At 44.4% G+C, this 11,889-nt stretch carries 13 protein-coding genes; 6 read left to right on the top strand and 7 right to left on the bottom strand.

The features are described from left to right. Positions 1-40 precede the first annotated feature (40 nt). From ACVA58_RS18780 to ACVA58_RS18765, 4 genes are all read left to right on the top strand, one after another. Positions 41-322 carry a polyhydroxyalkanoic acid system family protein gene (locus ACVA58_RS18780; RefSeq protein ID WP_446511890.1) on the top strand — a complete coding sequence of 94 codons (282 nt, stop codon included), beginning with the start codon at positions 41-43 and terminating at the stop codon, positions 320-322. 234 nt (positions 323-556) lie between these two features. Beyond that, the gene (locus ACVA58_RS18775; protein WP_446511889.1) at positions 557-1,210 is read left to right on the top strand and encodes a phasin-related domain-containing protein; all 654 of its coding nucleotides are present in this window, start codon (positions 557-559) and stop codon (positions 1,208-1,210) included. Between the two features lie 45 nt (positions 1,211-1,255). After that, on the top strand, positions 1,256-1,615 hold the full coding sequence (locus ACVA58_RS18770) for a phasin family protein (protein WP_428652340.1): 360 nt from the start codon (positions 1,256-1,258) through the stop codon (positions 1,613-1,615). Positions 1,616-1,923: 308 nt separating this feature from the next. Then, positions 1,924-2,862, top strand: coding sequence for an alpha/beta hydrolase (locus tag ACVA58_RS18765; RefSeq protein WP_255043561.1), 939 nt, complete (start codon positions 1,924-1,926; stop codon positions 2,860-2,862). Between the two features lie 223 nt (positions 2,863-3,085). On the opposite strand, the gene pbpG is transcribed toward ACVA58_RS18765, so the two are convergent. The 7 genes from pbpG to fdhD all read right to left on the bottom strand — a co-directional run bounded on the left by pbpG (position 3,086) and on the right by fdhD (position 10,343). Beyond that, positions 3,086-3,976, bottom strand: coding sequence for a D-alanyl-D-alanine endopeptidase (pbpG, locus tag ACVA58_RS18760; RefSeq protein ID WP_446511888.1), 891 nt, complete (start codon positions 3,974-3,976; stop codon positions 3,086-3,088). A 101-nt stretch (positions 3,977-4,077) separates the two neighbouring features. After that, on the bottom strand, positions 4,078-4,449 hold the full coding sequence (locus ACVA58_RS18755; RefSeq protein ID WP_446511887.1) for a hypothetical protein: 372 nt from the start codon (positions 4,447-4,449) through the stop codon (positions 4,078-4,080). Positions 4,450-4,658: 209 nt separating this feature from the next. Continuing rightward, positions 4,659-5,294, bottom strand: a complete 636-nt coding sequence (locus tag ACVA58_RS18750) for a TetR/AcrR family transcriptional regulator (RefSeq protein ID WP_446511886.1) — start codon at positions 5,292-5,294, stop codon at positions 4,659-4,661. 82 nt (positions 5,295-5,376) lie between these two features. Continuing rightward, complete coding sequence (locus tag ACVA58_RS18745; protein ID WP_446511885.1) at positions 5,377-5,895, bottom strand: DUF2505 domain-containing protein; 519 nt, start codon at positions 5,893-5,895, stop codon at positions 5,377-5,379. Positions 5,896-5,906: 11 nt separating this feature from the next. Then, a complete protein-coding gene (locus ACVA58_RS18740) occupies positions 5,907-7,892 on the bottom strand; it encodes an SDR family oxidoreductase (RefSeq protein ID WP_446511884.1) in 1,986 nt (661 codons plus the stop codon). 619 nt (positions 7,893-8,511) lie between these two features. After that, complete coding sequence (locus tag ACVA58_RS18735) at positions 8,512-9,426, bottom strand: substrate-binding domain-containing protein (RefSeq protein ID WP_446511883.1); 915 nt, start codon at positions 9,424-9,426, stop codon at positions 8,512-8,514. After that, positions 9,426-10,343 (bottom strand): formate dehydrogenase accessory sulfurtransferase FdhD, encoded by a 918-nt coding sequence (gene fdhD, locus ACVA58_RS18730; RefSeq protein WP_446511882.1) that lies wholly within the window; start codon positions 10,341-10,343, stop codon positions 9,426-9,428. Before fdhD ends, ACVA58_RS18735 begins: the two co-directional genes overlap by 1 nt. A 251-nt stretch (positions 10,344-10,594) precedes the next feature. Here fdhD and ACVA58_RS18725 point away from each other — a divergent pair, with 251 nt between their 5' ends. Both ACVA58_RS18725 and ACVA58_RS18720 read left to right on the top strand, forming a co-directional pair. Further along, positions 10,595-11,065, top strand: coding sequence for a DUF3305 domain-containing protein (locus ACVA58_RS18725; RefSeq protein WP_446511881.1), 471 nt, complete (start codon positions 10,595-10,597; stop codon positions 11,063-11,065). After that, entirely contained in the window at positions 11,055-11,801 is a 747-nt protein-coding gene (locus ACVA58_RS18720) for a DUF3306 domain-containing protein (RefSeq protein WP_446511880.1), read from the top strand. Before ACVA58_RS18725 ends, ACVA58_RS18720 begins: the two co-directional genes overlap by 11 nt. Positions 11,802-11,889 lie beyond the last annotated feature (88 nt).

Raw genomic sequence — 11,889 nt, 5'->3', positions numbered from 1 at the left:
AAAGGTGACTGAGTAAATACACTAATGCGCGAGAACTTCTGTGACGATTTTAATTGAACGCCATCATGACAGAGCACATGATGACATTACTATGCTAAGCGAGAAAATTGCAGGTCAGCTTGAACAGGAGTATGGCCTTACTTGGTCCTGGCAAGACGATAAAATGCACATCAAACACTCGGCAGCGAAAGGCTACTTACATGCCGAAGAAGGTAAAATAACCATTCAGCTTCAACTTGTCGGTTTTGCTGCGGCTTTTTTTGGCCCAACAATAGAAAGCCATATTACTGAACAGCTTGATAGGCATTTGTTGGCGAGCTGATTTACAATATCTCCTTAAATTTTTCCAAAGAGCTCATTCCGAGCTCTTTTTTTATCTCTATGATTCTTCTTGCTTTCCTTCTATCTCTCTGTGATCAGCGTCAAAAACATTATCTCCACAACGATAAAGTGTTGTTTTAGGGAGAACATTCTAATCGAATTTCGTAAATTACATACAAGCAGTCAGGCAATACCCACTGGCTGGCACTATCGCAAAAGTATGGAGGGGAAACTGATGGGCATTTTTAAACAGACTGCGGAAGAATCAAACAAAGAGCAGATTCGTGACGCAATGGTATACAACATTTGGTTAGCAGGCCTTGGTGCTTATGCTAAGAGCGCTGAAGAAGTTAATCAGATTTCTGACAAGGGCAAGAGCCTTTTTGACGAGCTGATTGAACGTGGTCGCGCGGTTGAATCAAAAACCAAAGAGCGAGTTCACACTGCACGTAGTCAGACTTCTGTCGCGATTGAAGAACGCATGCATAACATGGTTCAGAAATTCATTGGCTTAGATAATGAACGCCTCGACCGTGTTGATGACAAGATTGATCAGCTTACAGCCAATATCGAAGCGCTAGTTGAGCGTCATCAGGCACAAGCTGAGAAAAAACCGGCACCACGTAAGCGTACAGCCGCGAAGGTAGCTGATAAAGCAGCGCCTGTAGCCAAGAAACCGAGTGTTGCACGTCGTAAAACCGTGAAAGCTGCTCAGCCTGTTCCTGCCGCTGCTAAACCAGAGGTAGAGAAGAAAGAGGCTGATGCGCCGGTAAAGCCACAGACCGTAGCAGCAACTAAAGCTGTTACGGAACCTAAGGCAAAAGCTGAAGACCAGGTGGCTCAAAACGTCAGCAAGCCAGCTGAAAGTACAAAACCTGAAGTGGTATAAGCATACGAGCGTGCTTAAAGCAAGATAACGCAAGAGGATATTATTATGAGCAGCAATACAGTAGTGAAAGCGGCAAAAAATGTCGTAGAAAGTGGTGAAGGCATTGCACGTAACGTTTGGTTAGCAGGCCTTGGTATTTACAGCCGTAGCTTGGAAGAAGCTCAGCAGCTGAATGAGAAATCAAATACGATGTTTGATGAGCTTGTTGAGCGCGGTAAAGAAGTTGAAATCCAAGCGAAAGAATGTATTGGTAAAAACACGGAAAAAGCAACAGAAGAAGTAGAAGCAGGTATGAATGATCTGTTCTATCGTCTGAGTGGCGTTGACCGTGAGAAGCTTGAGCGTATGGACGAGAAAATCGACAAACTGACTCAAGCCGTTGAGAAGTTGGCAGAAGCAGAGTAACTGCCAATACGGGGCTACGTTTATGCCAGCCAGACAATAAGTAGCCCCGGGCTGAGCAACCGTTCCCAGTCTGCAGGTTGTGAAGCCTTTAGGTTGCGCGTGGGCCATGCACGCGCACCTTTTTTACTATTTTTACTGCCTTCATTGGCAGAGTTTTTTTACATCCTATAAAAATATTTTTTTTACCTTAAATAACAGAATAATGGGCATTTCTTTTAGAAAAGAATCATTTTTTTGCTGCCAGATATTGACCAAACCCCTTGTTTAATTCTAACTTTGTAAATGAATTGTGAAGAAAGGTGGGAAGTATGGAGAGTTGGCGTAATAGGGCATTTAACAAGGTTTTATTCCGAATTATGCGGCAACGCCTTGCAAACTGTGAATCAACAGAAGGGATGAGAGATATTATTTCATCTGTTGATAGCTATGGCCCATTTATTGCTGCGCCAAAGGGAATGGAAATCACGCCGACTCGTTTCTCAGACGTTTCTTGTGATTGGGTAGATATGCCCAATAGTAGTGGTAACAAAATCATCCTCTATTTTCATGGTGGGGGTTTTTGCTTTAACAGTCCCAAAATACATAGTGCGTTCTTAGCCCGTCTTGCCAATTACACCAAGTCTCGGGGGTTGATGGTTAATTATCGCTTGGCGCCAGAGAACCCTTATCCTGCGGCTCCTGATGACTGCTTTGCCGTTTATCGAGGATTATTGGTTAAGGGATACCATCCTCACCAGATATTCTTTGCTGGGGATTCGGCGGGTGGTAACCTGGTACTGACAACCATGTTACGGATCCGCGAAGCTAAGTTGCCACAGCCTGCTGGTGGTATTTTGATGTCGCCCGTATCGGATATGGCCGTGACTGGCGAATCAGCCTTCAAAAAATGTAAAGATGATCCTTTCTTTGATTTGAGTACCTTGCTCTTAATGCGTAACAATTACATTGGGATGCAAAACCCTTGTGATCCCGATATATCGCCATATTACGCCGATCATTATGATCTCCCACCGACCTTTATCACTTGTGGCACTGAAGAGTTGCTAATGGATGATGCGATTCATCTTGCTGAGCGAATGGGTGAGGCCGGTAACGATGTGACAATAAATGTCGTGAAAGGGGTACCGCATGTTTATCCGTTGTTTTATCAACTGAGTGAAGCAAGGGAGGCAATGAAGCTGATGGCGGGGTTTATCCAAGAGAAATTTAAAGAGGCTGGTGAGTCGATAGATAAGAAGGTCGGTTAGCATGCGCATTGACGTTAAATAGGCGGATTTATAGGGGAACCTGTTTAAGCTGCTTAGTTGTTAGATAAAGCTAGCTGTTGGATACCGAGCCCATTTTTCAGGGCTCGATGTAAACTAAGGTGCTGTTTGTTGCTATAGGTTCAACTGAGCTATAGCTTTAATTGAAGACACGTTTTATACCAACTTACATAAATACTTGATCAACTACTTATCCAGATTGGTATTAGTTGGTCAGTGTAGAGAGCTTTTGCTTTTGATAGTGCATTGCTGACTCTGACACTTTCCCGCTATTGCCACTTTGAAGCCACTTCTTAACCCTTCCGGCATCGCCAATCGGTGTTAGCTTGCCATAAGCATCCAGAGTTACGATAAGCAGCTCTTTGCCTTCCACGTGCGTGATCATTGCCAAGCAGTGGCCTGCAATATCTAAATACCCGGTTTTGCTTAACGCGACATCCCACTTCTGGCCTCTGACTAACGCATTTGTGTTGGTATAACCCAATTTGTACCGAGGCTTTTTGAAATACGCGGTATGTACCGGAGTTGTGCTGTATTTTTTTATTTTGGGGTACTTATAAGCGGCTTTGATCATCTTGGTAATGTCAGCAGCCGTTGAAACATTGCCAGGATTTAAGCCGGAGCTATCGACAAAGACTGTATCAGTCATGCCCAATGCCTTGGCCTTGGTGTTCATTGCTTTGATAAAAGTATCGTAACCCCCTGGGTATTGCCGCGCTAAAGCCGCTGTAGCGAGGTTTTCAGAAGACATCAGGGCAATATGCAAGGCAGTGCCTCGGTTAAGGGTTGAGTCCATTCTGATGCGCGAATAGCCGTTATATATTCTTTCCTTATCTATTTTCTTAAATGATATTGCCTCATCCAACGGGAGTTTGGCATCTAACACAACCATCGCCATCATTACTTTGGTTAATGAGGCAATGGGCATCACTATTTCGGTATTTTTTTGAAATAACGTCTTGTTGGTTTTCAAGTCAGTAACGAAAGTACTGACTGACGCGGTCTGAATGTTATTAGGGTCCAGTTTGCTGGCGTGGGAGGTAGATATGAATAAGGCCAGACTGAAAGTCATTAGTAGATTGAGATGGCGAAACAAAACCACTCCTTGTTTGTCGTAACGGATTTTTACAATTACTAACAAGGGTAGCTTGGTGCAAGTCGGTGGTAAAGTGAGTTCTTTGTTAATTATCCAGATGGCTAATAATTTTCATCTTTCCTATCTCTATCCTCCCACCATTGATACATACAAATGACGAAGCCTAAGGCACCTAAACTTATCATTAGTTGGAGCGCCATTTCGTTGAGCAGATTTGGCTCAAAGGAGGATGCCATGATGGCGGTTGTTGCAAAGGCATAAGCCAAGTATCCCCAAGAACTACCGCGATAGAACTGCAATATTTCTAGGATGATAAACAAGGTTGAGGAAACGAGGTAGAAACGGAGAAATTTGCCCATGAGATCGGTATAAAACTCACCGGCAAATCTCACCATTAGCCAGTGGAAGCACGTGTAGAATACCACAATACAGATTGTTGATTCTGATAGGCTTTTAACTAATTTAACGTTCATCCACATTTACCCACAACTAATGTCTCATAGCACAATGACATACTGTACCGTAGGTTCATATTTCAAAATGTAATAGTGTATTTGCAGTTAAGTAAAAGCGCCCGAAGTGTTAAATTTGAATGGCTTTTTAAAATATTTGGCGGGGAAAACATAAACACCCCATAGGTAACGGGGTGTTTAAATTAAGTGTTCAGTGTTGCCCTGACGTGTTAGGTCACCAACTCTTCTACCAAATCTTTGTGGGTAAAGAATGGAGACTTCGCGTTATCAGTCAGGTAGGGCTCTACCAAAGAGATCAACCGCAGTACACCTGAGCGAGCGAGTTCACTTTCAGTGTAATGATCATCAAGCAGCGTTTGGTAGTTGAGCCAGTTCAAGCTAACGAGCAATAAGTTGTCCGCTAGTAACGGCAGGCTTTGTTCATCGCATTTTAGCTTACCCAACTCTACGAGGTGCTTGAGCATGTCATTGCATAGATGACGTAGCTTAAGGAGTAGGGTTCTTATTTTACGCTTAATTTGCGGGTTTTGGCCGTTTAAACTGTCCAAGTTTCTGAACAAAAAGCGATAATGGGTAAATAATGCCATTACCGTATGCATGAAGGGCCAGTAATCATCAAAGTCTTTGACCTGACTTGCATACTCATTGCTAACGGTTGTTAATGAGTTTTGTAACTCATTGACAAGTGTAGCAATAATTTCATCTTTGCCACGAAAATGGTAATAGAGGTTTCCTGGGCTGATCCCCATTTCGGTAGCGATGATTAACGTACTGACTTGGCTAACACCATCACGATTAAACAGCTCAAGACTAACTGACAAAATCCGATCTTTGGTTTTCATCATTTTTTCCTTGTTATTCGAGCTTCACATCCGGCAACCCCATCAATAACATAATTTGGGATTGCCGAAGGTGACGGGATGAACGTTATTGCTCTTCACCAATTAGTTGGGGTAGTACTTCGCGCAGGAAGTCATACTCAGCTTGCATCTGTTCTTTCATGTCACTGCAAATGAAAGAAACTAGCGTACTGCCAACAAGAGGAATAGCCGACTTCACATCCATAGTGACATGGTTTGATGTCGCGATACCTGGACGAGTTGCTGGCTCACTGAACACCATCTGACCTGATATCGTCGCTGGAACACCCAAGATCTCAATCTGAAGTTTACAGATCAGCTGCTCATTTTCTTGCCAGTGCCATGACTCGGTCTGCTTGATAGTATTAAAGTTACCTAATAAGCTTTTCAGTACGGCTGGCACATTGGCTGGCATCTCACGCTGGGTTTCAGCACGGAAGCCATCTGCAGTCTCTTCTAGTGCAGTAACTCGAACGTTCTTGCCACCTAGTTTTTGGTATTTTTCAACGATCATTTCTTCTTCGCTGAAATAACGCAGTAAGGTATCAAGATCTTCTTTGTAGTCATGTATTGCTGAAACTTGCATTGCTCTCATCCTTACATGTGTATTTCGCGCATGATGCTATTAATGGCTACTACATCTGCTGAAGGTTGTTTAGGCTCCGCATTTTCTCCGTCATGCTTTCCATGTTCTGGGTTATAGCCTGTTGCCATAAGTAACTCACCCAGTTTTGGATAAACACCGTGAATGAAGGCGCCTAACAGACCAAGCTTGGTCGCAATACGTTTTGGTTTTTCGATAATCGCTTTGATGATCAAATCTGCCGCTTCTTCAGGAGTAAGTAGTGGAATACCCCCTTCAGCTTCACGGTAGTGATCAGAAATCATGCGAGTCTCAACCAGCGGCATATTGATTGTTGTGAAGTCGATACCTTGGCCACCTAGCTCTGTACTTGCGGTACGTGTAAAGGTATCCAAAGCCGCTTTCGATGCTGCATAGGCCGAGAACAATGGCTGATTGGTCAACACCGCAATGGAAGAGATGTTGATGATATGGCCTTCACCCGCTTCGATCATCTCTGGCAGGTTGCCCAGAATCATACGAAGTGAACCGAAGTAGTTGATCTGCATAGTACGTTCGTAATCGTGCAGACGGTCAGTTGCTTTCTCTACTGAACGGCGAATTGAACGGCCAGCGTTGTTGATTAGAATATCAACCTTACCGTGATCATGCTTGATTTGCTTAATCACTTCTTGCGATGGCTCATCCTGGCTCAGGTCACACTGGTAAATGGAGGCATGGCCACCTAGACGTTCGATCTCATTACGAGTTTGCTGTAGACGGTCAAGGTCGCGGGCAATCAGTACTAGGCGAGCTTTAGTTTTCGCAAGTTTAATGGCGGTGGTGTAGCCAATACCTGAAGACGCACCGGTAATAACGACAACCTTGTCATTCACACAACCTTGCAGTGTTTTTTCAACGTGCAGGTCAGGATCGAGGTTACGTTCCCAGAAGTCCCAAATTTTGTCAGCATAATCTGCAAGGCGAGGGCAGCAAATATTACTGTCAGATAATGCATTTAGCGTATTGCTGCAATCAAACTGCGTTGGGTAATTGAAGTAACCCAAGGCGTCTTGCGGCATATCCATCTCTTTACTGATGGCATCGATAAAACGCTTAAGTGCTGGTACTTGACCAAGCTGAGACCAGAAATGTGAAGGGATCATACGGAAAACGCGCATATCCAATCGCATTGCCATACGTGGTGCATGGCCTGCTTCTGCAAACAGGTTGATCACTTCACCTGATCGGTATGGGTCAGGGTCAACGATATGGAAACATTGGTTATCCAGCTCGGGCTTATGAGAGATATGGTCGATAGCATCGGCGACGTAATCCACCGGTACTAAGTTTAGGCGACCACCTTCAAGGCCAATAAGCGGTGCCCACTCTGGAAGAGCGCGGCGTAGTTTCTGGATGATCTTAAAGAAATAGTAAGGACCATCGACGCGATCGGCTTCACCCGTCTTTGAATCACCGATAACAATACCCGGACGGTACGCACGCCAAGGAATAGTTGATGTTTCTTGTACCAATTTTTCCGCGTTGTGCTTGGTCGAGAAGTAAGCATGCTCGAGCCCAGTCGCTTCATTGAGCATATCTTCACGGAACCAGCCACGGTATTGGCCTGCAACAGCAATTGAGCTGAAGTAATGGAAACAACCTGCATTAATGCGCTCGGCAAAACGTAACGTATGTTCAGTGCCGTCAATATTGGCGCGCATCATATCTTCTTCGCTAGCCGTCAAATCATAGATGGCTGCTAGGTGGAAGAACTGATCAATTTTTCCTGTCAGGTTTTTCGTATCTTCAGCTGAGATAGCTAAATTTGGTTCAGTAATCGAGCCCTTGATACAGTGGAACTTGTTCTTAGGCAGATGATGTTTTTCTAACAGAGCTTCCAGTCTATCTTCAGAAATCTTGTCATAGGTGAGGATGTATATATCACCAGGTCGTTTAGCCAGACGTTGTAATAACTGAGAACCGATAAATCCAGTTGCGCCGGTAATGAAATAATTCATGACCACTCCTTACGCGGTATTCATTTTACATTCAATTGCAGAGTAATTTACTGGTCAGATGACCGAGTTCAGTGTGCATCTGGTGGCACAAATCATCAAAGAAAAACCTAAGAAAGTGTGGCCTAGATCAAGATTCCTAGGGGGAATTTTACGTTTTAGAGTAATTGCTCACGCTTTTCTGTTTTGGGTTTCATTTGTCACATCAGACCAGTGATAAATATCGTATATATGACACATGATAAATATTAATAAATATATATGGATGTAAGATTTGGTTGGCTTGACTTTATTGATTAGCCTATCTGTAAAAGAATGATATTCCAGCATGAATGGGTAGATAAAGCCGGCAAATTGGTGTTAGGTAGCGTCAATTGACGTGATTAGATGATTTTATGACTAATTGATGGCAAACTCGATCGCTGGTGAGTTTGTGCTGTTAAAAAGATGGCATTCCTGTGCGGGCTAATAACGTATCGACTCTCTTTTTGCTATCAAGCAGTGTGGCCTTTGTAAGAGGGATTTCTGGAAAGGGGGAAGGCTCCCCCCGAAAAGACATGAATTGCTTTTAAAGGCCTGGCAAAACAGGCGAATGACGATATCGTTGCGGGTGATAGGCCGCTTACTTACCACTCCATACTTGCTGACCACTGCGGCTGAAGTTATACCCCCCCAACTGATCGCCTTTACCTTGGATATTACTGTCGTTCAGGGCGTGTAACAGCTTTTGTTGCAGATCCCTGAAATAAATGTTTTTAGGGATCACCAGCTCGAATGCCTCTGTACAAAGAGGAATGAAACCGAGGCCGAACTCGCCGGCGGTACTTTGGCTCGCGCACCCAACATCGGCATCACCACGGGCAATATATGATGCAAGTTCACGCTCGCTATTACAGGTATCGACGTTGGTTAGCATGTCGATAGTAAAGGCATGCGTATGGAGCCATTCAGACAGCGCCCGCATACTCCCTGCGCCTTCTTGTCTCAAAGCCCAACGCCAACGTGAGGATATTAATTCTTGAGGCTGGATCGAGCGGTTATTGACGCAGTCAGCTATTTCCTGCGAGACGACCAATCCCTGTTGACGCTCAAAAGCGTGGATGAGCACCCAGTTACGATGGCCGCTATATTGCTGAAGTAACGCCGGATGACGGAAGGCTGCTTCCTCTGCATGCCCCCAATGAATAGCGCACATATCAACATGGCCTTTACTCAGCATGGCAAGGCCTTGGCGAGTACCGGTTGAGGTATAACCAATAAGCGCCGTACTCCCAAGTTTGTTTGCCATGTCACCTACAATCATTTGCAATAAAGGGTCATCGGAGCCAGCAATCAACAGCCGATCGTTCAATACGCCGTTATGGCAGGACTCCAGCAACCACTTATCTAGCAATGCTTTGGGAAATAACCACTTTCCAGTGACTTTGGTTGCAGGAAGAAGCCCATCGTTGGCAAGTGCGTAGACTTTCTTCTCATTTAAGTCGAGGTACTCAGCCACTTGCTTAGCATTCATAAACTCTGGATAAGCGTTGTCCATTACTTAATACCATCTTGCTGGTGGTCAGCCTGAAGATGATCGGTATCGCCTTTATGTGTTGGCTTATGTGAGTCTTTTATCGATTGGCTATCGTTCTCTCCCTTGATATCAAGAATGAGGTTATCCATACCGTTGTACACCTGGAAACGGTGTCCTTTTGCACGGGCAATCATAGTAATACCGAGTTTCTGAGCAAGATCATAACCCATCTGGGTGGCGCCTGAGCGGGAGAGCAATACTGGGATCCCCATCTGCGCGACTTTGATCACCATCTCGGAGGTCAGTCGGCCAGTGGTGTAGAAAATCTTATCATCGCCAGTTTCGCCTTTGAGCCACATTTCACCGGCCAGAGTATCGACCGCGTTGTGACGGCCGACATCTTCCACAAATGAGAGGATCTTTGTGTCTTTACATACCGCGCAACCATGGACTGCACCTGCGGCTTTATAGGTTTCGTTATGGTGGGTCAGAGCTTCAAGTAAGCCATACAGTTTAGACTGAGGAATTCGCGGCTGTGGGAGTTGGACACCTTCAAGCTTTTTCATCACATTGCCGAACATGGTGCCTTGGCCACAACCAGACGTGACGGTTTTCTTGCCAAGTTTTTTTTCGAGCCCGTCGGTATTCTCGCGGGTGATGACTGCGGCGGAGTTGGTTTCCCAATCGATGATTAGCGATTCAATAGCATCGATGTCTTCAATGAAGCCTTGGTTTTTCAGATAACCGAGTACTAACGCAGAAGGGCGTTCACCCAACGTCATCAGGGTGACAATTTCCACCCAGTTCAAATACACGGTCAGCGGGTGTTCACAGGCAATTTCTTTTTCCATCATCTCGCCATACTCGTCCATTACCTGGACGGTCATCGTCTGATTAACCGATGAATTTGTTTTAATTATTTTAGGCAATTGGCTCATCAATTTATCCTGCTGTTGATGTGAATGTGTTCATGTATACGCAACACAGTCTGAAGCGTCTACTTTTAAAACATAGATTAAGTCGTTGGCAGATGTGTAAGCAAACATCATTCCAATTTATTTGTATCGTAAAATTTCATTGCTTCGGGCGGTGGTTTTTAAAGTTGGTCTGATACTTGCTTTGTTGGGTGTTATAGACCTCACAGGTTAATTATATCCAACAAGCCATAACGATAAGCTAGGGAGCGAATGTGCCAGAACAGTATAAGAATGAGTCTTTGTGGCCTATAGCGTTTCGCTTGGTGTCGCAAGAGAAGCAAGTCGGGCGTTGGACAACACTTTCATGGTCCATTGAAGACGTTTGCCTCTACGACGAAGAAGGCAAAGAAACGTTGGCGAGTGAGCAAGGTGGATACCTGATGCCATTGGAGCTGCATCGTCACGAACGCTCAGATTATCGTTTTAATCTTAGTTCCCGTGAGCCGCACCTATTTATTGTTTGTGAAGAAGACAATGAACAGCTTTCGCCTTTACTAATAACTGCTGCTCAAGGCTTGGCAAGTGGATATATGGATGGTGACTACCAAGTCCTTCATATCAAAGCACCCTTGCAAATTCAGGCGTGGATGGAGGCCTTTATTGGTCGGCATGGTGAACTCATAGAGCAGCGTCGTAAACGTTGTAAGAACAAAGAGCAAAAAGGGCGTTCAAGTGGCAACTAATTTCTTCCAGCGTTGGTCTCAGCGCAAATTACACACCAGGGATGAAGGTGATGTTCAATTAAATCAGAACGCTACGGCTAAATCATCTGTTATGGACACTATTGTTGATGATGTTGGCACTGACACTCAACCCGTTCAAGAGGTTGAAATTGATCCGTCATTGAATACGCAAGCCAATGATGAACAAGCTCTAGCGATTACGGAAACAATAGAACATCAAACAACGCAATCAGATTTACATTTCCCAGATCTAACTCTGGCTGATGCTGCAAAGGTGACTTTTGATTCTGGTGTGTCGACCTTTATGAAGGAAGGTGTTGAAAAGTCAGTAAAAAAAGCGGCACTGCGTAAACTTTTTCACTCTGATGAGTTCAACTATGTCAGTGACATGGATGATCATACCGAAGACTTTTCTAATATCCCTGTGCTTGATACCAAAGTGACTCAGCAGCTTCGTCAGTGGGTAAATCAGGTCGCAGAGACAGCAGAAGATATGATTAAAGCGACTGATTCTGACCATTCACTCGCAGCTGTTGATGGCGTTCAAGCTAAGGATGGGGCACTAGAAGAAGAGGCAACGACTGTTGATGATCTTCAAAAGGTGAGCGATCAAGAGAATGTTGAAATGGATATTGCGTTTGCGATCCCGACTGAACTAGAGACTGAAACAGAATCAGACACGATTTCTAATAGCAAGTTACTCCATAGCGATAAGAACGATTTGCTAAAGGGTTAAGGGTCTTTCGAACTGGGACAAAAAGGGATTAATACCCTTAATAAAGATCGGGACATTTTGGCGCAATAGTCGTCATGGGGTGGGACAA

Source organism: Photobacterium sp. DNB22_13_2, from assembly GCF_052873915.1.
This window is presented reverse-complemented; position numbering and strand designations above follow the sequence as displayed.